Origin of the sequence: Alicyclobacillus macrosporangiidus CPP55 (genome assembly GCF_000702485.1) — a bacterium.
In the GTDB taxonomy this organism is placed as follows: domain Bacteria; phylum Bacillota; class Bacilli; order Alicyclobacillales; family Alicyclobacillaceae; genus Alicyclobacillus_H; species Alicyclobacillus_H macrosporangiidus_B.
In genome coordinates this window covers 2,612,526-2,637,286 of sequence record NZ_JNIL01000001.1, presented here as the reverse complement: position 1 = coordinate 2,637,286, position 24,761 = coordinate 2,612,526, and the positions used below count along the sequence as shown (strand labels likewise).

General features: G+C 65.2%; 25 protein-coding genes. 3 read left to right on the top strand and 22 right to left on the bottom strand.

The genetic code is table 11. The features are described from left to right. Positions 1-37: 37 nt before the first annotated feature. From N687_RS0113220 to upp, 16 genes are all read right to left on the bottom strand, one after another. Positions 38-820, bottom strand: a complete 783-nt coding sequence (locus N687_RS0113220) for an NADH-quinone oxidoreductase subunit C (RefSeq protein ID WP_051663234.1) — start codon at positions 818-820, stop codon at positions 38-40. After that, positions 817-1,362 (bottom strand): NuoB/complex I 20 kDa subunit family protein, encoded by a 546-nt coding sequence (locus N687_RS0113215; RefSeq protein ID WP_197029284.1) that lies wholly within the window; start codon positions 1,360-1,362, stop codon positions 817-819. Before N687_RS0113215 ends, N687_RS0113220 begins: the two co-directional genes overlap by 4 nt. Next, positions 1,353-1,721, bottom strand: coding sequence for an NADH-quinone oxidoreductase subunit A (locus N687_RS0113210; protein ID WP_029422298.1), 369 nt, complete (start codon positions 1,719-1,721; stop codon positions 1,353-1,355). The genes N687_RS0113215 and N687_RS0113210 overlap by 10 nt, the downstream gene beginning before the upstream one ends. A gap of 847 nt (positions 1,722-2,568) precedes the next feature. Further along, complete coding sequence (locus N687_RS0113205) at positions 2,569-3,012, bottom strand: F0F1 ATP synthase subunit epsilon (RefSeq protein ID WP_051663233.1); 444 nt, start codon at positions 3,010-3,012, stop codon at positions 2,569-2,571. 133 nt (positions 3,013-3,145) lie between these two features. Beyond that, positions 3,146-4,555, bottom strand: a complete 1,410-nt coding sequence (atpD, locus tag N687_RS0113200) for a F0F1 ATP synthase subunit beta (protein WP_029422296.1) — start codon at positions 4,553-4,555, stop codon at positions 3,146-3,148. Between the two features lie 77 nt (positions 4,556-4,632). Further along, entirely contained in the window at positions 4,633-5,490 is an 858-nt protein-coding gene (gene atpG, locus N687_RS0113195; RefSeq protein WP_029422295.1) for an ATP synthase F1 subunit gamma, read from the bottom strand. Positions 5,491-5,566: 76 nt separating this feature from the next. Further along, complete coding sequence (gene atpA, locus N687_RS0113190) at positions 5,567-7,075, bottom strand: F0F1 ATP synthase subunit alpha (RefSeq protein WP_029422294.1); 1,509 nt, start codon at positions 7,073-7,075, stop codon at positions 5,567-5,569. A gap of 30 nt (positions 7,076-7,105) precedes the next feature. Continuing rightward, the gene (gene atpH, locus N687_RS0113185) at positions 7,106-7,660 is read right to left on the bottom strand and encodes an ATP synthase F1 subunit delta (protein ID WP_029422293.1); all 555 of its coding nucleotides are present in this window, start codon (positions 7,658-7,660) and stop codon (positions 7,106-7,108) included. Then, complete coding sequence (gene atpF / locus N687_RS0113180) at positions 7,657-8,148, bottom strand: F0F1 ATP synthase subunit B (RefSeq protein WP_029422292.1); 492 nt, start codon at positions 8,146-8,148, stop codon at positions 7,657-7,659. Before atpF ends, atpH begins: the two co-directional genes overlap by 4 nt. A gap of 34 nt (positions 8,149-8,182) precedes the next feature. After that, positions 8,183-8,395, bottom strand: coding sequence for an ATP synthase F0 subunit C (gene atpE / locus N687_RS0113175; protein WP_029422291.1), 213 nt, complete (start codon positions 8,393-8,395; stop codon positions 8,183-8,185). 154 nt (positions 8,396-8,549) lie between these two features. After that, a complete protein-coding gene (gene atpB / locus N687_RS0113170; protein WP_029422290.1) occupies positions 8,550-9,287 on the bottom strand; it encodes a F0F1 ATP synthase subunit A in 738 nt (245 codons plus the stop codon). Between the two features lie 40 nt (positions 9,288-9,327). After that, complete coding sequence (locus N687_RS0113165) at positions 9,328-9,717, bottom strand: ATP synthase subunit I (RefSeq protein WP_231493475.1); 390 nt, start codon at positions 9,715-9,717, stop codon at positions 9,328-9,330. A gap of 3 nt (positions 9,718-9,720) precedes the next feature. Next, the gene (locus N687_RS0113160) at positions 9,721-9,912 is read right to left on the bottom strand and encodes an AtpZ/AtpI family protein (RefSeq protein WP_051663231.1); all 192 of its coding nucleotides are present in this window, start codon (positions 9,910-9,912) and stop codon (positions 9,721-9,723) included. 497 nt (positions 9,913-10,409) lie between these two features. Beyond that, a complete protein-coding gene (locus N687_RS0113155; protein WP_156040148.1) occupies positions 10,410-11,594 on the bottom strand; it encodes an acetyl-CoA C-acetyltransferase in 1,185 nt (394 codons plus the stop codon). A 113-nt stretch (positions 11,595-11,707) separates the two neighbouring features. Further along, complete coding sequence (gene wecB, locus N687_RS0113150) at positions 11,708-12,862, bottom strand: non-hydrolyzing UDP-N-acetylglucosamine 2-epimerase (RefSeq protein WP_029422286.1); 1,155 nt, start codon at positions 12,860-12,862, stop codon at positions 11,708-11,710. A gap of 43 nt (positions 12,863-12,905) precedes the next feature. Continuing rightward, positions 12,906-13,535: a uracil phosphoribosyltransferase gene (upp, locus tag N687_RS0113145; protein WP_029422285.1), complete on the bottom strand. Its 630-nt coding sequence runs from the start codon at positions 13,533-13,535 to the stop codon at positions 12,906-12,908. Positions 13,536-13,773: 238 nt separating this feature from the next. Between upp and N687_RS0113140 the strand changes: the two genes are divergently transcribed. Next, positions 13,774-14,937 carry an MGDG synthase family glycosyltransferase gene (locus tag N687_RS0113140; RefSeq protein ID WP_029422284.1) on the top strand — a complete coding sequence of 388 codons (1,164 nt, stop codon included), beginning with the start codon at positions 13,774-13,776 and terminating at the stop codon, positions 14,935-14,937. 43 nt (positions 14,938-14,980) lie between these two features. Beyond that, on the top strand, positions 14,981-16,405 hold the full coding sequence (locus tag N687_RS21165) for an MFS transporter (protein WP_035462264.1): 1,425 nt from the start codon (positions 14,981-14,983) through the stop codon (positions 16,403-16,405). 74 nt (positions 16,406-16,479) lie between these two features. On the opposite strand, the gene fdhD is transcribed toward N687_RS21165, so the two are convergent. The 6 genes from fdhD to pdo form a co-directional block, all read right to left on the bottom strand. Next, the gene (gene fdhD, locus N687_RS0113130) at positions 16,480-17,373 is read right to left on the bottom strand and encodes a formate dehydrogenase accessory sulfurtransferase FdhD (protein WP_081841380.1); all 894 of its coding nucleotides are present in this window, start codon (positions 17,371-17,373) and stop codon (positions 16,480-16,482) included. 3 nt (positions 17,374-17,376) lie between these two features. After that, positions 17,377-17,871 carry a DUF1641 domain-containing protein gene (locus N687_RS0113125; protein WP_029422281.1) on the bottom strand — a complete coding sequence of 165 codons (495 nt, stop codon included), beginning with the start codon at positions 17,869-17,871 and terminating at the stop codon, positions 17,377-17,379. Positions 17,872-17,876: 5 nt separating this feature from the next. Further along, positions 17,877-20,873: a formate dehydrogenase subunit alpha gene (gene fdhF, locus N687_RS0113120; protein ID WP_029422280.1), complete on the bottom strand. Its 2,997-nt coding sequence runs from the start codon at positions 20,871-20,873 to the stop codon at positions 17,877-17,879. Between the two features lie 16 nt (positions 20,874-20,889). Next, a complete protein-coding gene (locus N687_RS0113115) occupies positions 20,890-21,708 on the bottom strand; it encodes a formate/nitrite transporter family protein (RefSeq protein WP_029422279.1) in 819 nt (272 codons plus the stop codon). Between the two features lie 238 nt (positions 21,709-21,946). After that, positions 21,947-22,324: a DUF2294 domain-containing protein gene (locus N687_RS0113110; RefSeq protein ID WP_029422278.1), complete on the bottom strand. Its 378-nt coding sequence runs from the start codon at positions 22,322-22,324 to the stop codon at positions 21,947-21,949. A 128-nt stretch (positions 22,325-22,452) separates the two neighbouring features. Further along, complete coding sequence (gene pdo / locus N687_RS0113105; protein WP_231493474.1) at positions 22,453-23,103, bottom strand: protein disulfide oxidoreductase; 651 nt, start codon at positions 23,101-23,103, stop codon at positions 22,453-22,455. Positions 23,104-23,403: 300 nt separating this feature from the next. On the opposite strand from pdo, the gene N687_RS22290 reads away from it, so the two are divergent. After that, positions 23,404-24,753, top strand: coding sequence for a polysaccharide deacetylase family protein (locus N687_RS22290; RefSeq protein ID WP_051663230.1), 1,350 nt, complete (start codon positions 23,404-23,406; stop codon positions 24,751-24,753). The last annotated feature ends 8 nt before the right edge of the window (positions 24,754-24,761 follow it).

Here is a 24,761-nt window from a genome sequence, read left to right as displayed (position 1 = left end):
GCTTTCACAGCGCTTGCACCGAAGCGTCAGCGTTCGGTCAAGCGTTTCGCTCGTCCCACTCGTTGTAGTCCTTGCGTAACGGGTGACCTTTGAAGTCGTCCCACATCATGATGCGCCGCAGGTCCGGGTGGCCGGTGAAAGTGACCCCGAGCAGGTCGTAGATCTCCCGTTCCTCCCAGTTGACGCCGGGGAACACGGAGAACAAGGAGGGGATCTCCGCCTGGTCCCGATCGGTCCGGGTCTTCAGACAGATGAAGTGACCCAGCTCGGTCGACTGGAGGTAGATGACGACCTCGATGTAGCCCTTGTCCTTGTAGTCGGTTCCCGCCATGAATTCGAGGTAGTTGGTCCGCCAATCCGGGTGGGTGCGCAGCAAATCGACCGCCGCCGGCCAGTCCTGTTTGCGGATCACCAGCATCGGCACGAAGTGCGCGGCCCCCACCTCCTCCACCGCGTCCTCGCCCAGCTGCGCCACGATGGCCGCCTTGACCTGTTCGGCTTTCGCCTTGGCGGCTTCCACCCGGGGATCGGGCGGCGGCGGGGCCTTTTTCGCCGCGGCGCCTGCACCCGCCGCGGCCGGGCGGGCAGCCGGCTTCACGACCGGCTTCTCAGCGCCTTCCGTCGCGGCCGGTTTCTCGGTACCTTCCTTTGCGGCCAGCTTCTCGTCGGCTTCCTTTGCCGCAGGCTTCTCAGCGCCTTCCGTCGCCGCAGGCTTCTCGGATGCATCCGCAGCCGCAGGCACACGGTCAGGTTGCTCCGGCGTGGAAACGGTTGCAGGTTTCTCTTGTGTCTCTTCGGGTTTGCGTCCCTCTTCGCTCACGCTCTGGCCACCTTCCTTCCTCTGGCCTCGTTGCGGATCTTCTCCTGCAGCAGGTTGAGGCCGTAGATCAGAGCAGGCGGAGAAGGAGGGCAACCCGGGATGTAGACGTCGACGGGGACGACCTGATCGACCCCTTTCAAGACGGAATAGCTGCGCACGTACGGCCCGCCCGCGGTGGCACACACACCCATGGAGACGACCCACTTGGGTTCGGCCATCTGATCGTACAATTTGCGCAGCAACGGGGCCATCTTCTTCGTCACGGTGCCAGCCACAATCATCACGTCGGCCTGGCGAGGGGAAGCGCGGAAGATGATCCCGAAGCGATCGAGATCGTAGTGCGCGGCACCGGTTCCCATCATCTCGATGGCGCAGCACGCGAGGCCGAAGGTCAGAGGCCACAGGCTGTTGCTCCGCGCCCACGCCTTGAGCTGCTCCAGGGAATTGAGCATGACGCCCGCGCGCCTCAATTCGGCGTTCTCTTCCGGCGTCAGACCTTCATATTCCAGCACCGGCAGTTGCGCAGCGCGGCTCAGGTCCATTCCAGCACCTTCTTTCTCCAGGCGTACACCAGCCCAATCACGAGCAGGAAGAGGAAGATGAGCATTTCCACCAACGCGAACAGGCCGAGCTTCTTGAAGCTCACCGCCCACGGATACAGAAACAAGGTCTCGACGTCGAAGACCACGAACAGCAACGCGAACAGGTAGTATCTTGCGTTGTACCGCACGCGCGCGTCTCCGAACGGTTCGAGACCACTCTCATAGGTCGATCGCTTGCCCTGGGTGGGATGATTTGGCCGCAACAGCGGGCCAATGACCCACAGGGAGGCGACGGGCAACAAAATGCCGAGGACGATAAACAAGGCCACAAACAGGTACCCGTTCCAGTATTGGAACATGGCGTTCCCCCCAGGCGGACCTGGCGCCGGATCACCCACCAGAGCCCCTCGCGGTTACGTGCAACGGGTCAGAAGTTGGCGATACGACGCGGAATTTTTGACCTTGAACATTATAACAGACGCTATTTTGGGTGTAAAACACCTGTTTGAGTCAGCAGTGTCGGGACGTCGCGTAGTCTGAAGGGACTAATTTCAGGGGCAGGTACCGGGAGACGACAGGACGTCACCTTCTCCAGGCAGGGCGGGAACGGGACACAGGGGTTTCGTGATCCTCGCCGAGCGGGGCGTGCCCAGGACGGTGCGAGATTCACATGCCATGCCCAACGGGAGGTGTATGGCGCGCCCGGTGTACGGCTGTGCGTCATCCGAGAGGGGGACAAAACACGGTGGCGCCCGTCGGGTCACAAGGGGACGGCCGGAAACAACATTTTTGACGTTATCGATGTACGGCAGCGGATCAATAAAAGCACTTTCATGTTATCTCGGGTCGAGGATCATCAGATAAGATGCAGGACTTAACTTATCGAGACCCACCATGGTTCCGGCGGACCCGGATAAATCCAAAACCGTTGCTACGAGTACCCCGAGCCGCGCGCATAAATACGAATCGGTTGCTATTCCCTCACGATGCGGGTGGAATAAGTAAAAATCGTACACAGTCGCCTTGACCATGGTCCCGCCGGCGCCCCGCGCGGCCCGCCACATGCAGCAAACAGGAGGACGGGCGTGGCTCGCCCACCCGGACAAGCCCCCCCGGCTAAGCCCCCCGGAAAATCATCGAGGGCGGCATCCGGACCTGGTCCGAATCCCGCCCTCGTAGGCCTCATCCGCGCTGCCGTCCGGCCGTTCAGGAACTCCGCCGGCGGCGTTCGAGGAGACGACCCGCGCGATCGGAGCGCTCCACGACTTCCAACCGATGCAGTGCCCGCATCAAGGCTGCCTCGGCCCGGCGGACGTCGATGTCCTCCGTGCGCTGCGCCAGCCGCTGCTCCGCCCGTTCCTTCGCGCGCTGGGCGCGCTCCACGTCGATGTCCTCCGCCGTCTCCGCCGCCTTCGCCAGGATGGTCACGCGATCCGGCAACACCTCGAGGAATCCACCGCTGACGTGGACATAATCCTCGCCTTCCTCGAGCTTCACCCGGACGACGCACGGCTTGACCGTGGCCGCAAGCGGTGCGTGCCTCGGCAGGATGCCCAGTTCGCCGCCGCCCGTCCGGACCGAAACCATTTGGACCTGCTCGGACAGCACAGTGCGCTCCGGCGTCACCACTTCAAACAGCACACTACTCAAATGCTTTCACCTCCTGGCGGGAGGAGGGGTTCGCTCTTCAGCGGCGCTGAAGCGATGCTTCATCGCGAACCCCTCCTCCCTCAACAGCCCAAGCACAAGGCGGCTATTGGCTGCCTGCACCCTCAGAGGGCCATTAGCCGACCTGGATGCCGTCCTTCTGGGCCGCCTCGACGACCTCTTCGATGGCGCCCTTGTACCGGAAGTAGGTCTCCGGGATGTCGTCGTGCTTACCTTCCAAAATCTCCTTGAACGAGCGCACCGTGTCCTTGACCGGCACGTATTTCCCGGGGAGACCTGTGAACGCCTCCGCCACGAAGTTCGGCTGGGACAGGAAGTTTTGGATCTTGCGGGCACGCGCCACAATGGTCTTGTCCTCGTCGCTCAACTCGTCCATGCCGAGGATGGCGATGATGTCCTGCAGCTCGCGGTAACGCTGCAACACCTGCTGCACGCCGCGGGCCACCTGGTAGTGCTCCTCGCCGACGATCTCCGGCGTGAGCGCGCGGGACGTGGACGCCAGCGGATCGACAGCCGGATACAGACCCATCTCGGCGATGCGCCGCTCCAGGTTCGTCGTCGCGTCCAGGTGCGCGAATGTGTTCGCCGGAGCCGGGTCGGTGTAGTCGTCGGCCGGCACGTAAATGGCTTGAATCGACGTGATCGATCCGTTGACCGTCGAGGCGATGCGCTCCTGCAGCTGACCCATCTCCGTCGCCAGGGTCGGTTGGTAACCCACGGCGGACGGCATGCGGCCGAGCAGGGCGGACACCTCGGATCCGGCCTGAGTGAAGCGGAAGATGTTGTCGACGAAGAACAGCACGTCACGGTGCTCCACGTCGCGGAAGTACTCCGCCATCGTCAGGCCAGCCAGCGCCACGCGCAGACGCGCACCCGGCGGCTCGTTCATCTGGCCGAACACCATCACCGTCTTGTCGATGACGCCCGAATCCTTCATCTCGTGATACAGGTCGTTGCCTTCGCGCGTGCGCTCGCCGACGCCGGCGAAGACCGAGTAACCACCGTGCTCTTTGGCGATGTTGTGGATGAGCTCCTGGATCAACACCGTCTTGCCCACGCCGGCGCCGCCGAACAGGCCGATCTTGCCGCCCTTGACGTACGGGGCGAGCAGGTCGATGACCTTGATGCCCGTCTCGAAGATCTCGACCGTCGTGCTCAGCTGGCTGAACTCCGGCGCGTCGCGGTGAATGGCCCACAGCTGGTCCGTGTCGATCGGGCCCTGCTCGTCAATCGTCTCGCCGAGCACGTTGAGAATGCGCCCGAGCGTCGCCGGGCCGACCGGAACGGAAATGGGCCGCCCGGTGTTCACGACTTCCATGCCGCGGACCACGCCGTCCGTGGAAGACATGGCCACCGTACGCACCACGTTGTCCCCCAGGTGCAGGGCCACTTCCAGCGTCAGGTGGACCGGCACCTCACTCTCTTGGTCGATCCGCAGGGCGTGGTAGATGGCCGGCAGCTGCCCTTCCGGGAAGCGCACGTCCACGACAGGTCCCATGACAGAAACAACCTGTCCCTTGTTCAATTCGTTCCCTCCCTCGCGCACCCGGCCGCGGAACTGGCCGCAGGCCGGCGCTTCTATACCGAGGCCTCTCGGCCGTGCTATTTCAACGCCTCGGCGCCGCTCACGACCTCGACGATCTGCGTCGTGATGGCCGCCTGACGAGCCCGGTTGAGGCTGAGCGTGAGCGACTCAATCATCTCCTGCGCGGCGTCCGTCGCGTTGCCCATCGCGGTCATGCGGGCGCCGTGCTCGCTCGCCTTGGCGTCGAGCACCGCCTGGTAGACCAGCGTCTCGGCGAAACGCGGCAACAGCTCCGCCAGCACCGTCTCCGCGTCGGGCTCGAACAGGTACTGGCCGCTCACCTGCTCTTCTCCCGCGACCTCGGTCAGCGGCAACACCTTCTTGACCACAGGCCGTTGCACGATGGGGTTGATGAACTCGTTGTACACGAAGTACAGTTCATCGAACTCCTCATTGCCGTACGCCTCCACGACGCGTTCGGCCAGGCCGCGCACACTTTCGTACGTCGGAGAATCGGCCAACCCCGTCACCTCGCCCCCGACCGGGTACCCGTGCTTGCGGAAGAAGTCGCGGCCGCGCCGCCCGATGGCGAAGATGGTGTAGGTCGACTTGTCCCGCCGGCGGACTTCCTGCAACACCGCGCGGATGACCTGGGCGTTGTAGGGACCGGCCAAGCCGCGGTCGGCCGTGATCACCAGATAGCCGGTGCGCCGCACCTCGCGCTCCGCCAGGAGCGGGTGCTTGATCCAGCGGGCCGATCGGGACACGCCCACGAGCATGTTCTGCATCTTCGCCAGATACGGCTTCGACTGCTGCACCGCCTCTTGCACGCGCCGCAGTTTGGCGGCCGACACCATCTCCATCGCCTTGGTGATCTTGGCGGTGTTGCGAATGCTGTTGATCCGGCGCCGGATGTCTCTGACGTTTTGGGGCACTGCATTCACCACCTTTGCTTGCCAAGCCGCCGCGCCGCCCCGTTGGGAAACGGGGCCCGCGGGCCGGGCGGATGGATCAGGCGACGAAGGTCTGCTTGAACTTCGCCACGGCCTCTTTCAACAGCGCGATCGTATCGTCTTTGAGATCGCCCGTCGACACGATGTTCTCGTAGATCTGCGGATACTGGGATCCGACGAACGCGAGCCACTCCTCTTCGAAGCGGCGCACCGCAGAGACCGGGAGATCGTCCACATACCCGTTGACGACCGCCCAAATGGAGACCACCTGCTTCTCGACCGGCATCGGCTGGTACTGCGCCTGCTTCAGGATCTCGACCGTGCGCTCGCCGCGAGCCAGACGGGCCTGGGTGGCCTTGTCCAGGTCGGAACCGAACTGGGCGAACGCCTGCAGTTCGCGATACTGCGCGAGATCGAGGCGCAGGGTACCGGCGACCTTTTTCATCGCCTTGATCTGCGCGTTGCCACCGACGCGGGACACGGAGATACCGACGTTGATAGCCGGCCGGACGCCCGCGTAGAACAGGTCGGACTCCAGGAAGATCTGGCCGTCGGTGATGGAGATCACGTTGGTCGGGATGTACGCCGACACGTCGCCGGCCTGTGTCTCGATGAACGGCAGGGCCGTCAGCGACCCGCCGCCGTTGGCTTCGTTCAGCTTCGCGGCCCGCTCCAGCAGGCGGGAGTGCAGGTAGAACACGTCGCCCGGATACGCCTCGCGGCCCGGCGGACGGCGCAGCAGCAAGGACATCTCGCGGTACGCTGCGGCCTGCTTCGACAGGTCGTCGTAGATCACCAGCGCATGCTCGCCTTTGTACATGAAGTACTCGCCCATCGCGCACCCGGCATACGGCGCCAGGTACAACAGCGGCGCCGGGTCGGACGCGTTCGCGGCGACCACGATGGTGTACTCCAGCGCCCCGTACCGGCGCAGGGTCTCCACCACGCGGGCGACGGTGGACTGCTTTTGGCCGATGGCGACGTAGATGCACTTCACGCCCGTATTCTTCTGGTTGATAATGGTGTCGATCGCGATGGCCGTCTTACCGGTCTGGCGATCGCCGATGATCAACTCGCGTTGTCCGCGGCCGATCGGGATCATGGCGTCGATGGCTTTGATGCCCGTCTGCATCGGCTCGTGCACCGACTTGCGGACGATGACGCCCGGCGCGGGCGACTCAATCGGCCGGAACGCCGCCGCCTCGATGGGACCGCGGTTGTCGAGCGGCTGTCCGAGCGGGTTGACGACGCGCCCGAGCAGCGCCTCGCCCACCGGAACGTTGGCGATGCGCCCGGTTCGCTTGACCTGGTCGCCCTCCTGGATACCGGTGACCGATCCGAGGACGATGACGCCCACGTTGTCCTCTTCCAGGTTGAACGCGATGCCGAACACGCCATTGCTGAATTCCACCAGCTCGCCCGCCATGACGTTGTCCAGCCCGTGGATGCGCGCGATGCCGTCGCCGACCTGCAGCACGATGCCCGTGTCGTAGACCTGCACCTGCGCTTCGAACTGCTCAATCTGTTGCTTTATCAGAGCACTGATTTCGTCAGGTCGAATGCTCAAAGGGTTCCCTCCTCCTTCAGGACGCGGCCATCAGGCGCCCCGCCGCGCGCTGCGTTCGGCCAATTCCCGCGCGAACTGCCCGACGGCGCCCACCAACGACGCGTCAATCACCCGGTGACCGACATGGATCCGCAGCCCGGCCAGCAAGTCCTGGTTCACGTTCACGACGGCGCGCACACGCTTGTTCAGTGCAGCGCCCAGGCGCCTCTCCAACTCCGCCACTTCACTCTCCTGCAGAGGAAACGCCGTCTCCACGCCGACCGAAAGCACGCCTTCGGCCTCCTCGGCGAGGGCATGGAATGACTCCGCGACGGCCAACACCTGGTCCGCGCGGCCGCGTTGGATGAGCAGGTTCAGGAAGCGGACGACCAGTGGATGCACCGCCTGGCCGAAGACCTTCTCAACCATCGCCACTTTCTCTTCTGCGGAGATGAGCGGATGCTCGAGCAGCGCCTTGAACTTCGGCGCTTGGCGCAGGGCTTCGGCCACCGCGTTCAATCCGCGGTCGGCGTCCTGAACCAACCCGTGCTCGCTGGCGTACGAGAACAGGCCGCGCGTGTACCGGCGAGCGACCACGGTGCTCATGAGACCAGCTCCTCGAGGTGCTTCTCGGCCTCGGCGACCATCTCACGATGCGCGCTCTCCGACACGTGGCCGCGCAGGAGCTTGGTCGTCAGCTCGACCGTCAGTTCGGACAGGGTCTGCATGGCGCCGGCCAGCGCCTCGGCCCGCTCGCGTTCTATCAACTGACGGCCCTCTGCAATGAGGCGATCCGCTTCCGCACGCGCTTCCTCGACGATCTGCCGCGCCTGTTCGTCCGCGCGCGCGCGTGCCTGATCCAGCATGTCGCGCACCTCATTGCGGGTCTGCTCCAGCAGGCGCCGCTGTTCAGCCAACAGCCGCTCCGCCTCGGCGCGGTCCCGCTCTGCGGATTGAATCTGATCCTCGATGTGCTTCCGGCGCTGCTCCATCATGTTGGCGAGCGGCTGGAACGCCACCCTCTTCACAATCCAGAAGCTGATGAGAAAGCCAAGCAACGACACAATCATCGTGCCTGGTTCGATGATGGACACTCGCTCCACCCCCCTCGTTTGAGTCCGCCGAACATCAGCTGAAGAACGTCATCAAACCGAGGGCGAGCAAAATCGCAGGGAACGCCTCAACGAACGCCAAACCGATCATGGCGCTGCCGAGCAGGGTGCCGCGCGCTTCAGGTTGACGGGAGACGCCTTCGACGAACTTGCTGAACAGGACGCCGTTGCCCACACCGGAGCCCACCGTGGCGAATCCGAGCAGCAGCGCAGCAGCGATCAGGTGCAGTTGTTGTTCCATGAATGACAAGCCTCCTTCATGAACTCGAAAGAAGTGAATTCCGCACGCCCCAACCGGCCTCCCGAAACAGAGGGCCCGTCCCAACCCCGCGCCTCGCGGCGCCCCCTTGGCGCCCGCATGCCGCGCGGGTACCGGTCCCGGCTCAGTGGTGCGCGACGCTGAAATCCTTGTGCCCGATGTAGAGCGTCAGCAGCAGGGCGAAGATGTACGCCTGGATGGTGCTCACGAACATACTGTAGAGCAACCAGATGATGAGCAGTGGCAACCCGGTCGGAACCCACCCGAACAACATCGGCATCTTGAGGATGGCTTCAATCAGCACCTCGCCGGCCAGGATGTTGCCGAACAGTCGCATGCCGTGCGTCAACGGGTTGGTCACTTCGTCGATGATGGCCATCGGGTTGCGGTACTGCTTCAGCCACCGCAGCGGATGGCGCAGACCGTAGCCGTGGCTGACCAACCAGACGAGGATGGCCAAGCCGAGCGTCATGTTCATGTTCTCGGTGGGCGAGTTGTTCAGGGAGTACTTGACGTGCTCCGCCATGTGCAGCACCGGGATGTCGCGCCCGGGCTCGAACTCGATGGTGACGATGAGGCCCAACCAGTTGGCGACGAACAGGTACACGAGCGTCACGAAGGCGAACGGAAGGACGAAATTCACGCCCTGCTCGGACGGCATCGTGTCGCGCGCCATGCTGCGCGTGAACTCAATGGCCCACTCCATCACGTTCTGCAACCCGCGCGGGCTGCGCATGTCCAGCCGCCGCGCCACCACGCCCAGCACAATCGCCACCAGCGCCCCGACCACCAGGGTCCAGAACACCGTGACCAGGTCGATCTTGTACCAGTGGTCGGCGAACAGCATGGGGTGTTTTGGCACCTTCTCACCTACTTTCCTTGCAAAATCGCCCTGCCCGGTTTCAGCGGCCGCCGGCTTGGTACTCGAAGCGGTACAGCCCGGCGACGACCAGCGCGAACCCGAGCAAGTATCCCACGAGCGCCGCCAGCACGTGGACGTGCGGAAGCTTGATGGCGATCACGATGACGGCAACCAACAGCAACATGCGGATGAAGTAGCCGACGATGCCGGACACCATCAACGCGGCCCCTTGGCGGCCGTCGTGCAGGTGGCCTTGGCGGATCATGCTCCAGACCGCCCCCGCGCCGCCCACCTCTCCAATCAGCAACCCGTTCGTCACGTCGTGCCAAGGCAACACAAAACGCGCGATCACGGTAAGCCCCATGATCGCCAGACCTGCCCATTGGATGGCGCGCAACCGCGCCTGCAGACGTTGCACGTCGTCTTTCACGGCTCATCTCCTCAGCAGATGATTCGCCAGGAATGCAAACCCGGACATGCCGACGCCGAGGCCCACGAGGATCCCGACGAGCGTGACAAACGGGTGATGCCATTTTTGCGCGAGCAGGTGGCCGAGGTACCCGAAAACAACCGTGCAGGTCGCCAATTGCAGCATCAGGGACAACAGAACTGCATACGTTTTCACAGCGCTCTGTGCCCCTGAGTCCTTGGACTCCTTTTCGTTGTTTTCTATCCGACTTCACCCGCCCGGCGAAAGATTGGAGGGATTCTGGCTGGCCAATGAGGTGCTGGTGTCTGTGGCCGGCCTGCAGCCACGTACACCGTGGCGGGAGGCGCTTGGCCCGCATCGCCCGGCTGCCGCACCGCCCGTCTCGCGCCGCCAGAAGCGCTCTGTATCACGGGCCAGGATCGGCGACAAGCCGCAACCCTCGCCTATAGTACCCTAAGTGAAAATTTATTGTCAATGAACGGCAGCCTCCGCGGACGCCCTACCCCTTGCCCTTCGGGGCCACGTTCATAATTTGGTCTACACTTTACTTTGTTAATCATTCGTATCGCTATTCTTTATTATAGAAGGAACGGAGGGATGCCGGCGCATCCACTCCGTTCAACCCGGGGTTACGGGTGTCGCGCGAAGCGGCTCGCTTTAGCGCAGAAAGCGGAGCGCGACACCCGTAACCGTCAGATGCGCTCCACCACCATCGCGACGCCTTGGCCGCCACCGATGCACAGGGTGGCCAGCCCGTAGCGCCCCTGGCGCTTTTGCAGTTCGTGCAGGAGGGTCACGAGAATCCGCGTGCCGCTCGCTCCGATGGGATGCCCGAGCGCGATGGCCCCTCCGTTGACGTTCACCTTCTCGCGATGGAATCCGAGCGCCTTCGCCACCGCCAACGACTGGGCGGCGAACGCTTCGTTGGCTTCGATGAGATCCATGTCGTCGACGGTGAGCCCGGCTTTCTCCAGGGCCTTCCGGGTCGCATCAATCGGCCCCAGGCCCATCACCGCCGGGTCCAATCCGGCGCTGGCGTAGCTGACGATCCGCGCCATCGGCCGGATGCCCAACGCCTCTGCCCGCTCAGCGCTCGCCACCACCACCGCGGCGGCGCCGTCATTGATGCCGGAGGCGTTCCCGGCCGTCACGGTGCCGTCCTTCTTGAAGGCCGGCCGCAGCTTCGCCAGCGCTTCGACCGTGGTCCCCGCGCGCGGGAACTCATCCGTGTCGAAGACCAGCGGATCGCCCTTGCGCTGCGGCACCTGGACGGGCACGATCTCGTCCCGGAACCGGCCGGAAGCGATGGCGGCCGCTGCCTTCTGCTGGCTCCAGGCGGCGAACTCGTCCTGTTCTTCGCGCGAGATGCCATGCCGCTCGGCGATGTTCTCAGCCGTGATGCCCATGTGCACATCGCAGAACGCGCACCACAGCCCGTCGCGGATCATGCTGTCGACGACCTTTTGATCGCCCATGCGATAGCCCTGGCGCGCCCCCTCGAGCAGGTACGGGGCACCCGACATACTCTCCATGCCACCGGCGACGATGAGCTCGTTGTCCCCCGCCCGGATGGCCTGCGCGGCGAGCATGACGGACTTCAAGCCCGATCCGCACACCTTGTTGATGGTCATCGACGGCACCGTATCCGGCAAGCCCGCCCGGATGGCCGCCTGGCGCGCTGGGTTCTGGCCCAGCCCCGCCTGCAGGACGTTGCCGAAGATGACCTCCTCGACCTGTTCCTTCTCCACGCCGGCGCGCTCCAAGGCAGCGGAGAGAACCACCGCGCCCAGCTGCGTCGCCGGCAGAGGCGCCAAGCTCCCCATAAAACTGCCGATGGCCGTCCGCACCGCACCCGCCAACACCACGTCTTTACCCACCGGTATTCCTCCTCCCATGTTGTCCGCGCGCCTCGCCTCCGTCCGGAGCGGGCGCCCGGTTCCATAGCTAAAGCGCTTTCAATTCGGCCGGCGGCAAGGCCCCGGCCGCCGCCTCAAGAGTGCTGCACGTCCGTCTGCCGCAGCGGTTGGTATACGAACGGCTGCGGCCGCGGCCCGCAACCGAAATAATGGAGAATCGCCTGCACGATCCGCTCGGACGCGCGTCCGTCGCCGTAGGGATTGTTGCGGCGGGCCATGTCTTCGTACGCCTCCCGCTCGGACAACAGGCGCGCCGCCTCGCCGGCGATGGCGTGCCGATCGGTCCCGACCAACCGCAGCGTCCCCGCCTCGATGCCCTCCGGACGCTCGGTCGTGTCGCGCATCACCAGCACCGGCACGCCGAGGGAGGGCGCCTCCTCCTGGATCCCGCCCGAGTCGGTGAGGATGAGCGTCGCGCGGGCCATGAAGTTGTGGTTGTCGACGACGCCCAGCGGATCGATCAGATGGATCCGCGGATGGCCGCCGAGCACCCGGAACGCGGTCTCCCGCACGCGCGGGTTGAGGTGCACCGGGTACACCAGGTGCACGTCCGGGAACCGGTCCACCACCTCGCGCGCTGCGCGGCAGATGTTCTCCAGCGGTTCGCCGAGGTTCTCGCGGCGATGCGAGGTCATGTAGACCATCCGCGCCCCGGCCGGGATCTGGTCCAGGACCTCGTGGCGGTACTCGCGCCGGACGGTGGTCGCCATGGCGTCCACGACGGTGTTGCCGGTGACGAAGATGCGCTCGGCCGGCTTGCCTTCCCGCAGCAGGTTGCCGGCCGCCCATTCGGTCGGGGCGAAGAACAGGTCGCACAACACATCCGCCAACTGGCGGTTCATCTCCTCCGGGAACGGGCTGTACTTATCGTAGGTGCGCAGTCCGGCCTCCACGTGACCGATGGCGACCTGGTGGTAAAATGCCGCGAGCGCCGCCGCGAAGGTGGTGGTGGTGTCCCCGTGCACCAGCACGATGTCCGGGCGCCGCCGTTCGATGACGTCCTCCAGCCCCTGCAGCGCCTTGCGCGTGATGGTGCCGAGGGTCTGGCTCGGCTCCATGATGTCGAGATCGTCGTCCGGCTGGACGGCGAACACCTCCAGCACCTGATCGAGCATCTCCCGGTGCTGGGCGGTGACGCACACCAAGGACTCGATCCCGGGGGTGCGGTCCAGCGCCTTCACCAAGGGCGCCATCTTCACCGCCTCCGGCCGCGTCCCGAAGACGGTCATGACCCGAATCGAAGCCTTCACCTGTGTACCTCCTCGCATCCCGTCAGCGCGTGCCAAACAGCCGATCCCCCGCGTCGCCGAGGCCGGGAACGATGTACCCGTGATCATTCAGCCCGTCGTCGACCGCGGCGACGTAGATGTCCACATCCGGATGGGCCGACTGCACCCGCTGCACCCCGGCCGGCGCCGCCACCAGGCACATCAGCTTGATGGCGGTGGCACCGCGCTCCTTGACCGCGTCGATGGCCGCCACCGCGGAGCCGCCCGTGGCGAGCATCGGATCGATCACGATGACATCCCGCTCCTCCACATTGGGCGGCAGCTTGCAGTAATACTCCACCGGCTGCAGCGTCTCCGGGTCCCGGTAGAGGCCGATGTGGCCCACCTTGGCGTTCGGGATCATCGCGAGGATGCCGTCCACCATCCCGAGCCCCGCCCGCAGCACCGGCACCAGCGCCAGTGTCTTGCCCTCGATCACCTTGCAGTGGGCGAGGCCCACGGGCGTCTCGACGGTCGTGTCGGTCAGCGGCAGGTCGCGTGTGATCTCGTAGGCCATCAACATCGCGACCTCCTGCACGAGCTGGCGGAACTCCTTCGTGCCGGTGTCCTTCGAGCGGATGTACGTCAGTTTGTGCTGAATCAAGGGGTGGTCCAGGACGTGCAGTCGGCCCACAGGGTCACGCTCCTATCTCCATCATTCGTGCCTTTAGTATACCAGAACGGTCCATGCGCCGCCGCCGGAATGGACAACCCGGCAGTATGGTATAATGTGGACGTTCTCTTCCCCGCGCCGCTTCTAAGATGAAAGATCGTTAACGATGTATTGGAGCGGGTGCGACCCTGTACGCCGGTGGGCCTGTGCGGGTCCATCCGGGCGATGACTTGGATTCCCACGAAAGGGGTGCTCCAGCGTGTCCCGGTTTCAGCGATTGCTCATTCTTTCGGCGACATACGGCGAGGGTCACCAGCAAGCCGCGTACGCCGTACGGGACGCTCTGGCCGAGCTCAGCCCGGAGACCGAAGTGAAGGTGGTCGACTACATCAAGTCCATCCATCCGGTGCTCGACTCGGTGGTCCGGTATTGCTACCTGAAAAGCGTTCGCTTCGCCCCCGCCCTGTACGGGTGGTTCTACAAAGGCACCAGCCAGATTCCGCCCTCCTCGCGCCTGCAGCGCCAGCTCAACTCCCTGGGGCTGGACGAGATGGAGGCGACCTTGGGCGCCTTTCGGCCGGATGTGGTGCTCTCGACGTTCCCGACGCCCGCCGGCGTCGTTTCGCATTTGAAGCAAATGGGCCGCACGTCGGTGCCGACGGCCATCGCCATCACCGATCACGCCATCCACAGCCAGTGGATCCATCCGCTGACCGACATGTACTACGTCGGTTCGGAACACGTGCGCCGGGGCCTGCTGGCCCGCGGGATCCCGAACGAGTCGGTGCTGGTGACGGGGATCCCCATCCGTCCGGCGTTCCTCCAGACGTTCGATCGCGCGGCACTCCGCGACAAATACGGGATCTCCCCGGACATCCCGGTCCTGCTCATCATGGGCGGCGCCTACGGCGTGATGGGAGACCTGTACCACGTGTGCGAACAACTGTTCCAGTGGCACCACCGGATCCAGGTGATCATCGTCACCGGCCGCAACCGGCGGCTGAAGACGAGCCTGGAGGAATTGCTCCCCAAGGCCATGAACCCGGTCCAGGTGTACGGTTTCGTGCACGAGATCTGGGAGCTGATGGCCATCGCCGACCTGATGCTGACCAAGGCGGGGGGACTGACCATCTCGGAGGCGTTGGCCCTGCAGGTGCCGATGCTGCTGTACCGCCCGATCCCCGGCCAGGAGGTGCAGAACGCGAAATTTCTCGTCCGCTCCGGGGTGGCGGTCCTGGCGCGCAACCGGCGCGAGATCTTCGATCACCTGTACGATCTCCTGATCGCCCACCCGGAGAAGCGCATCCGCATGAAGGAGCGTGCCCTCGGCGTGCGCCAACTGCACGCGGCCGAGCGGATCGCAGAGAATCTGATGGAACTCGCAAATCGAGACCGAACCCGGGCAAACTATTCCTACCAGTGACAGGCGATGCCCCCCGCGGCGCATCGCCCGCGGGAGGGATTGGGTGGCCACGTGGACACACCAGGCGGTTGACCGCCTCAAGGGATGGCTGGAACCCGAGCTGTTTCAGCCTTTTCTGTTGGGCGTGTTCGTCTCCCTGTCCTTATCGGAGTTCGTGCGCGGAGCGCTGACCTTCTCTCTGTTGCCGACGTGGGGGCGCACGGTCCTCGGCTTTGCGATGGAGTGGACGGCCTTGGCGCTGTCGGTGCACTACCTGGTGGACAACGCCCTGCGCGCGCCCGCGGGATGGTTGGTCGATCACGTCGGACAGCGCCCCGCCATCCTGGCCGGCTTCACCATCGCCCTGGGATCGCTGGTCGCGATGTCCCAGGTGCACACGGTGGGCGGCCTGATCCTCTGCATGGCCGCCTACGGCATGGGCGCCACGCCCATGTGGCCCTCGGTGGTCTCCGCCATCGGGCGCGCCACCCCCGAGCACAAACGCGCCGCTTTCATGAGCTACATGTACATGTTCTGGCTGGGGGGCACGGGGTTGGGGCCGGTGATCATCAACTTCCTGACCGGCCGCAGGGACGCGCTGGCATTCTTCGTGCTGGCCGGCGTGGTGGCCCTGGGCCTCGTGCTCGCCTGGGTGCTCGTCCGCTGGCCCGCGGGGCGCTTCGCGAACGAAGGCCAAGCGGCGCCGGCCCGGCCCGGCCGAGGCCCAGCCGGTTCCGCCGCTTCCAGCGCAGCCGCTCCAGCCGGTTTGACCGCTTCAGTCGGTTCCTCCGCTTTGACCGCGTCAGACGCTTCCGCCGACGCTTCGGCCGGTTCTTCCGCCGACGCGCGGCCGGGCGGGTGGCGGACGCCGGCGGATCGAAGGTATTGGCGATCCCTTTGGCGCAACGTGCGCGAAGTGGCATTCTTGTTCCCGGGCATGTTCGCGCAGACCTTCGCGGTGGCGTCCCTGATCCCCATCCTGTCCGTGTACGCCCGCGTGGTCCTCGGCATCAGCGGCGCGCGCTACAGCACCATTCTGGTTGCGGGAGGCGCCCTGACGGTCGCCCTGCTGATCCCGGCCGGGCACCTGGTGGACCGAACCGGGCCGAGGCCGTTTCTCGTCGGCGGATTTCTCATCGCCGGGGGGCTGCTCGCGGTGTACCCCTGGTTTCACACGCTGCCTCTCACCTACGTCACGGTGGCCCTGCTCGGCGGCTGTTATGCGTTCATCCTCCCGGCCTGGAACGCGGTCCTCGACCACAGCATCGATCCCGACAAAAAAGGCGCCCTCTGGGGCGTCTTCATGACGGTGGAGGGGCTCGGCTCCGCGGCCGGGCCCTACGTCGGCGGGCTGATGTGGGACGTCTTCAGCCCCAACGCGCCGTTTTTGGCCAGCGCCGCCGTCATCCTCATCATGGGCGTGCTGTACCTGTTTCTCCCCATCACCGCCGGGCATGCCCGCCGCCGCGCCGCCCGCCCGCATGCGTAAGGCCATCGCCGGCGCCGCCGTTGTGGCGCGGCATCGTGCCGGGGGGCGGGCACGCGGCGGACGCGGCGGGATCGTCATCTCGGAAGCGGCAGGTCATGGGCGGGACGAGCGGGGCCCGAGGGATCGGCCGGCGCGCCGGGTCCGGCACCGACCACGCGCCAAGGGTGGGTGTAGACGTGGAAGCCCCCGTGCCGGACAAAGCCGATGGCCGTCACCCCCGTCTCCTGCGCGATGTCGAGGGCGAGCGCCGTGGGGGCCGATTTGGCAATCACCACCCCGACGCCAATCTTCGCGACCTTGAGCAGCACCTCCGAAGAGAGCCGCCCGCTGAACGTGATCACGTGGCCGGCCACGTCCATCCCGTGGCGAAGCGCATGCCCGTACAGCTTGTCGAGCGCGTTGTGCCGCCCGATGTCGGCCCGCGACAGGACGAGCCCGTCCGGGGTGCACAGGCTCGCCATGTGCACGCCGCCCGTCTCTCGCCACAGATCGGCCTGGGCCTCCATCTCCTGCATTCGGGCCAGCACCTGGTCCGGCCGGATGCGGACCGGGTCGTCGACGCGCTTGGCCAGCTGCGCGTCGTTGTAGTAGTAGAACATCTGCCGGCCCTTTCCGCAGCACGAGCCGATGTACCGCTTGTTGTAAAACGCCTGGTTGAACGTGACGGACGTGGCCGTGCGCACCCGCGCCGTCCCCCGTTGCCGGGCGATCTGCAGATCCAACAACTGGTCCAGGCGGCGGATCACGCCTTCGGAGGCCAGGAAACCCACCACCAGGTCCTCCAGGTGCTCCGGCGTGCAGACCACCGTGGCCATCTCCTGGTCGTTGACCCAGATGGTCAGGGCGTATTCCGCCGCGACGACATCGTCCGTCTGCTGGAACTGCCCGTCGCGGAAGGCCCACAGAGTACGGTCCTGGCGGACAGGCAGCCAATCCGACGCTTCGCAGGATCCTGCCGGTGTAGCCATGTCTCATCCCTCTTCGCCAGCGGATTGGCCCAACGCCCGGCCCATCCCCTTCAGCGCGCCGAAGAGGGTGTGCAGGGCGCGGCTGACGTCCGGATCGGACAACAGATGCAGGAGTCCGAACACCCCCAGCGGCCGCTTGGGCGGATGGGCCTGAGCTTCCTGGATGCCTGCGGTGGCACCTTCCAGGAGCGGCCCCCATTTCTCCAGGTCCCACGCGCCCGCCTGCTGCAACAGGGTGATGGCGTTGCGCAGCAGGCGGAGCGCCCCGGGCTGGTTGACCTGCTCCACCACGAGGCGGAGCAGGTCGTCGCTTTTTTCGAGGGCCGCGGCGGTGAGCTCGAGCAGTCCGCGCTCGTGCAGGCCGCGGACGACGCGCAGGGCCTGCTGCAAGGCCTCGGCGTCCTGCGCCACACTGTCGCGCAAGGCGTCGAGCGCCGCCTTCTCTGCGTCCTCCCGGGAGGGTGCGGGGACATGCAACACCGGAATCGGTTTCGCCATTCAGCTCACCTCTCTTGGCCTGTGCCGACGGGGACCTTGCCGGTCAGCGGCCGGTAGTCGGCCCGGGCCCACTTCTTCTCCACCTGGACGCCGGGCTGGGGATTCGGGCGCCCGAGCCGCGGATTGCCCTTGACGATGGCCGGCCGGGCTTTGAAATCGAGCACCTCGAGGCGGACGTTCATCTCCTTGTACGCCGGCGTGTGCGTGGCGGTATCCGCCTCGCTGCTGGTCAGGAGGTTCACCGCCTCCTCGTCCTTGGGCGAGTTCATCGGGACGTACAGCTCCTTGCCGGAGACGCGGTCCGTCACCACCGCGCGCATCTTCACCGCCCCGTAAGGCGAGACCAACCGCACCAGCATGCCGTCCTCAATGCCGCGCTCCCGCGCCAGCTCCGGCGACACTTCGACGAACGTGCTCGGGACCTTCTGCCGGATGCCGGGCACGCGGTAGGTCAGGTTGCCCTCGTGGAAGTGCTCGAGCAGGCGGCCGTTGTTCAGGTGCAGATCGAACTCCTCGGGCGTGGTTACCGGCGGCGTCCACGTCACGGGCACCAAACGCGCCTTGCCCCCGGGCAGCGGGAACCCGTCAGTGTACAGCAGCGGCGAGTCCGTGCCATCGGGGAGCACCGGCCACTGCAGGCTGCGGTAGCCCTCCAACCGTTCATAGGTGGCACCTTTCATCAACTCGGTGATGCCACAGGCCTCCTCGAAGATCTCCTTCGGAGAGGTGTAGTTCCAGTTCGCGCCGAGCCGGTTCGCCACGAGCTGGATGATCTCCCAGTCGGGCTTCGATTCGCCGAGCGGATCGAGCACCCGGTACAGGCGCTGGATGCGCCGCTCCGTGTTCGTGAACGTGCCCTCCTTCTCCAGGCTGGGCGCGGCGGGCAGGATGACGTCGGCGAACTGCGCCGTCTTGGAGAAGAACACGTCCTGCACGACGAAGAAGTCGAGCTTCTCAAACGCCGCCTGCACGTAGTTGGCGTTGGAGTCGACGATGGCCATGTCCTCGCCGACCAGGTACATCGCGCGGACCTTGCCCTCGTGGATGGCGTCCACCATCTGGTGATTGTCGAGCCCCGGATTCACCGGCAGCGACACGCCCCAGGCGCGCTCCCACTTGGCACGCACCTGTGGATCGTCCACGCGCTCATAACCCGGCAGCATCGCCGGCGCGCAGCCGAAGTCGCCCGCGCCCTGGACGTTGTTGTGGCCGCGCAGCGGGTACGCCCCGGTACCCGGACGGCCGATGTTGCCCGTGACCAGGAGCAGGTTGCAGATGGCGGTGCTGGTGTGGGTGCCGCCCTTGTGCTGCGTGACGCCCATCGCCCAGCAGATGGCCACCGAACCGGCGGCCGCAATCATGTCGGCCGTCCGTTCCAACTGCTCCCGCGGGATGCCGGTCATCTTCTCCGCGTATTCCAGCGTGAACGGCGCCAGGGATTTCACATACTCGTCGAATCCGTTCACCCGCTGCGCCACGAACGCCTTGTCATACCGGCCGGTGTCGATGAGGTGCTTGGTGACCGCCGACAGCCAGATGAGGTCGGTGCCGGGGCGCGGATGCAGGTGCACATCCGCCCGTTGCGCCAAGTCGTTCTTGCGCAGGTCGGCGACGATGAGCTTCTGCCCGAACTTCTTGTGTGCCCGCCGGATGCGCGTGGAGAGCACCGGGTGGGACTCGGCCGTGTTGGCGCCGACGATGATCACCAACTCCGCCTTGGCGATGTCGGTGATGGAACCGGAGTCCCCGCCGTAGCCCATGGTGCGCCGCATGGCCTCGGTGGCCGGAGCCTGACAGTAGCGGGAGCAGTTGTCGATGTTGTTGGTGTGCAGCACGGCACGGGCCAGTTTCTGCATCAGGTAGTTTTCCTCGTTGGTGGTCTTGGACGAGGAGATGAGCGCGATGCTGTCGTCTCCGTACTGCTGCCGGACCTCGTTCAGGCGCCGGGCGATGGTATCCAGCGCCTCGTCCCAGGTCACCGGCTCGAAGGCGTCCCCGCGCCGGATCATCGGCTGCAGGATGCGTTCCGGGTTGTTCACCCAATCCCAGCCGAACTTGCCCTTGACGCAGGTGGAGATCTGGTTGACCGGGGCCTCCATCTGCGGTTCGACCTTGAGGATCTTGCGGCCCTTGGTCCAGATGTCAAAGCTGCACCCGACGCCGCAGTAGGTGCACACGGTCTTCGTCTTCTGGATGCGCGCCTCGCGCAGCGTGGCTTCCGCCTCCGAGATGGCGAAGATCTGCCGGTACCCCGGCTCCACCTGCTTGGTGATCTCAATCATGCCGCGCAGGGTGTCCTTCTCGATCCCGGTGAGGAACCCTGCCTCGCCGAGCATCGACTTCTCCATCAGGGCGTTGCACGGACACACGGTGACGCAGTGGCCGCAGGAGACGCACGAAGACTCGTTGATGGGCACATCGTTGTCCCAGATGACGCGCGGCCGCTCGCGCGACCAGTCGATGGAGAGCACCTCGCTGACCTGCAGGTTCTGGCAGGCCTCCACGCAGCGGCCGCAGAGGATGCATTGATTCGGATCGTACCGGTAGAACGGGTTGGACGCGTCGACCTCGTAGGGCTTCGGCTCAAACGGATAGGCCTGGTGGTCAATCTCCATGGCCATCGCCGTGTTGTGGACGACGCAGTTGCCATTGTTGTTGTCGCACACGGTGCAGTACAGCTCGTGGTTGCGCAGGATGCGATCCATCGCCTCCTTGCGCGCCCAGCGGGCAGCGATGGACTTGGTGCGCACCTTCATGCCATCGCGCACGGGCGTGCTGCAGGCGCGCACCAGCTCTCCGTCCACCTCCGCGATGCACGTGTCGCATGTCTCAATCGGCCCGAGGGCCGGGTGATAGCAGATGTGCGGGAATTTTTCATCCCGCAAGGCAATGGCGTCTATCAATCGGGTTCCGTCGGAGACCCGCACAGGTTCCCCGTCGATGTACACGGTGATCTCCTGCGTCCCGGTGTCTGCCAGACTGGGCTGAAGGTCCAGTTCCATGAGTCCATGTCCCCCTTCAGATTCGTGCAGGCGTCCCCTGATCGGCTTCACGCGCGGGCGCCTCGCCGCGCAGATACGCGTACCAGTAGGCGCTCGCCACGAACAGCCAACCGCCGATAGCGTTGCCGATGAACGCGCCGATCCACTCGACGACAATCTGCCCCCAGGTGATGGGCGCCCCGGCGAAGTGACCGGCCGGCAGGAAGAACATGTTGGCGACGACGTGCTGGAAGCCGATGGCAACAAAGCCCATGATGGGGAACCAGATGGCGAAGATCTTGCTCACGATGTCTTTGGCGCCCATGGCCATCCACACCGCGAGGCACACCAGCCAGTTGCACCCGATGGCCGACAGCACCGTCGGCACAAACGGCAGGGTCGCCTTGGACACCGCGATGGCGACGGCGGCTTTGTCGTACGGCGCCGTGGTGAGCATCCTGGCGCCCACGCCGAACACCCACGCGACAAACAGGGACCCCACCAGGTTGCCGATGGTCACCCAGAACCAGTTGCGCGCGAGCCCGCCCAGGGTGGCGCGTTTGGCATGCACCGCGATGGGCAGCGTCATCATGTTGCCGGTGAGCAGTTCTCCGCCCGCGATGACGACGAACATGAGGCCGATTGGAAACACGGCGCCGCCGACAAGCGCTTTCAACGTGCCAGCGCTCTCCGGCATCGCGGCGGTGACCCGGATGTCAAACAGAGCCCCCAACGCGATGAACGCCCCTGCCAAGAAACCCAGTACCAACAACTTGCCCGCCGCGGCGCGGGCTTTCTCCTCGCCCGCCTGGACCGCCGCAGCCGCGATTTCGGCAGGCTTCAAGAAATTGCTCATCCTCTTCTCCCTCCCTTTTTCTCTGGAGCTGCTGGCCTGTTCCCGTGAAAAAACAAAAGCGGCACAGTGGGAAGACACACGTCTTCCCCTGCGCCGCTCTGCGCGCCTGCAGCACCCTACAGGCGGGCCAGTCAGCGAAAATGGCATCGAACGTAGCGGATGCACGGAACCCGACCATGCGTCCGCCACGGACAACGCCATCATTATAGTCCGATTGGACCAGTTTTGTGAAGCCCGCCTACCGCTCAGATGGAGGATGCGAATGGTCCGTTTGGATGGGTTGCTCGAAGATGAAGACGGACACCCCCATGTCCGCCTCCACTTTGAAGTCGGAAAACAGATACAGAAGCCGCGATCCCACCAGTTCCTCCATTCCCTCGGGCACCATCTGGGCGTACCGCTGCTGGATCATCTTGGTCCGGGCGGCGCGGACCATCTCGGCCCCCTCCGGCGTCTGGCTGATGAATTTCTCCGTCGGCGTGAGGTTGCCGTAGAGCAGCGAGATCGCCATGTTGTGGATGAAATAGGTCTGAATCCGCTCCGGCCCTTTCCCGAAACACTCTTTCCGCACGCGCCGCACAATTTCGTTAAAGGCTTCCTCTTTGCTGCGGGGCATCCGCACCCCTCCCTTCGGTGTCCAGCGCCCGGCGTGGTGTCGCGCGGATCGGCATGGCAGAGGCGGGACAGCGGCGCGGCAGCGGGTGCCGCGTCACACCCGCCGCCGCGCATCCTCCGCCAGGGTCCTCAGGCCTGGGTCTGCATCACCTGATCGAGCAGCGTCGCCTCTGGCGCCGCGCCCTCAAGCGACAACGCCTCGGAGTCGTTGATCACCGTCTTCGGCACCCCGTACACGTTGAACCGGTTCGCCCACTCTGGAAATTCCGTCGCCTCCACCATACTGGCCGTCACCAGCGGCGACTCCAACGCGAACTGGTGCGCCAGGCGGACAGCCGCCGGGCAATATGGGCAAGTGGGGGTGACGAACACCTTCAGATCCACCGGATGCTTCAGCTCGGCCAGCCGCGCCTTGGTGGTATCGGACAACCCGGATGCTCCGTCGGCCACCATCCGGATGTCCTCCAGCAACGTGGTAAACTCGTAGCCGGAAGGCGCTCCATAGAACCGGATGCCGTAATTCTCACCTTGCTCGTCGGTCAACACGATGGCCGGCGCCTTGTCCACGCCGTATCGCCGGGCCTCCTCGTCATCCGTGTACAGATTGTACACCTCGAGCGTCACGTGATCCGACAAATCGGCGACTTCCTGCAACAACCGCCGGATCTCCGGACACGTGGGACAGTCCAGGCTGGTCTCGAAGAACTTGATGACCACCGGACGGGCCAGGTCCGCCAGACGCGTCCGAATGGCGTCCTGTTGGCTGGTCGTGAACATCATCCGTATCACCCTTCCATCGTTTTCTCGGATCGTCTTGTTTATGGCTGTTGAATGAACGCTCTGCATGGTTCTGCCTCCATATATACCCCTGAGGGTATAAGGTGTCAAGAAGGCGATAGACAACGATTTTGATGGGATTCGGGCGGAGGGTCGGATTGATACGAAACATTTCGACGTTATCATGAGGCCCGCTCCGCCCCCGCTCCGGCCCCGCGCAAGCCCCACAACACCCCCGCCGCGCCGTGATATTTGATATAGTAAAGTATCAGGCGGAATGAGACAGGAGGAGGACACTTACCGATGTGGATCTGGGTGGCAGCCGTTGTCGCGGTGTACGTCGCGTATGCCCCGCTGGCGGAGTTGGTATGCAAGTACATCGGCATCGGTACGCTGAAGCGCAGCGCGCGGAACCAGCGCGTGATCGCCCTCACGTTCGACGACGGGCCAGACCCTCGCTACACGCCGAAGGTGTTGGACATCCTGGCCCAGCACGGCGTCCGGGGGACCTTCTTCGTCGTCGGCGAACGGGCGAAGGCACACCCGGAGTTGATCCGGCGGATGGTGTCCGAAGGCCATCAGGTCGCCCTCCACGCGCAGCGCCATGTGCACGCCTGGTTGACCGGCCCCCTCCGCTCGTGGCGAAATGTCGCCGAGGCCAAGCGGACCATCGAATCCCTCACCGGCCGGCCCGTGACCCAGTTCCGCCCACCCTGGGGCGGGTTCAACTGGGTGCAGCGCCTGGCGATGGCCCGCCTGGGGTTGACGCCCGTCTTGTGGTCCGTGCGGGCCATCGACTGGAACGCGGGCGATCACGCCGCCGCCATCACCCGCCGCGTCACAGAAGGGGCGCATCCCGGCGCCATCGTGCTCTGCCACGATGCCGGTGGCGCGGATGGAGCGCCCCTCAACACGCTGCGGGCGCTCCCTGACATCCTGACCTACCTCCGGCAGCTCAACTACACCTTCGTCACGACCGAGGAGGCGCAGCAGATCCGGCAGCGGCGAGAAGCCGAGGCGCGGTCCATGCACGCCCGTTACCCTTGGGGACGGCGGCTGCTCATCGGGTTGTGGCGCGTGATCGAATATCTCTTCACCATCGTCCACCACGTGCGCGACGTCAACTCCGTCTTTCGCTTCGGCCTCGTGCGCTGGTGGCTCGGCGAGCGCCGGGACGCGGACGGGCGGGTGGTGGTCCGGGACGGCGCCATCGCCCTCGACATCCACTTTCAGAACGACAGCGTCATCACCTTCGCGACCGAAAATCCCCGCGTCCTGCTGCGCGGCCTGCGAGAAGCCCGGGAGGGGTTTCACGACATCGCCCTGACGCTGATGCACGATCCCCGCTGCCGGGACGTCGAGGTGGTGTTCGCGATCACGCTGATCAACAAGGGTATGGACATGCTCGGTTTCCACATCGAGGACCTGCCCCCGACGTTCACCAACCGGTTTCTGAAGGCGTATATGAGCTTCCTGCTCGGCATGCATCACCCCGAGGGGTTCTCGCGGCTGCGCCGCGGGGCACAGCCGCTCGAGATGAGGCTGATGTGGATGACGCGGGAGGAGTTGTTTGAACGGTACGGATCGTTGGAGGCGCGCCGGCGCGGCGCCGGCGCGGGGGAAGGCCAGAGGACGCTGCGGAGCGAACGATAGAACGGCGT

Coding starts and splice junctions, on each gene's coding strand:
- N687_RS0113115 (WP_029422279.1), bottom strand. CDS start 21,708: ATGAGCAATTTCTTGAAGCCTGCCGAAATCGCGGCTGCGGCGGTCCAG.
- N687_RS0113125 (WP_029422281.1), bottom strand. CDS start 17,871: ATGGCGAAACCGATTCCGGTGTTGCATGTCCCCGCACCCTCCCGGGAG.
- wecB (WP_029422286.1), bottom strand. CDS start 12,862: ATGACCGTCTTCGGGACGCGGCCGGAGGCGGTGAAGATGGCGCCCTTG.
- fdhF (WP_029422280.1), bottom strand. CDS start 20,873: ATGGAACTGGACCTTCAGCCCAGTCTGGCAGACACCGGGACGCAGGAG.
- pdo (WP_231493474.1), bottom strand. CDS start 23,103: ATGATGTTCACGACCAGCCAACAGGACGCCATTCGGACGCGTCTGGCG.
- atpH (WP_029422293.1), bottom strand. CDS start 7,660: ATGAGCACCGTGGTCGCTCGCCGGTACACGCGCGGCCTGTTCTCGTAC.
- N687_RS22290 (WP_051663230.1), top strand. CDS start 23,404: ATGTGGATCTGGGTGGCAGCCGTTGTCGCGGTGTACGTCGCGTATGCC.
- N687_RS0113215 (WP_197029284.1), bottom strand. CDS start 1,362: ATGGACCTGAGCCGCGCTGCGCAACTGCCGGTGCTGGAATATGAAGGT.
- N687_RS0113110 (WP_029422278.1), bottom strand. CDS start 22,324: ATGCCCCGCAGCAAAGAGGAAGCCTTTAACGAAATTGTGCGGCGCGTG.
- N687_RS0113210 (WP_029422298.1), bottom strand. CDS start 1,721: ATGTTCCAATACTGGAACGGGTACCTGTTTGTGGCCTTGTTTATCGTC.
- fdhD (WP_081841380.1), bottom strand. CDS start 17,373: ATGGCTACACCGGCAGGATCCTGCGAAGCGTCGGATTGGCTGCCTGTC.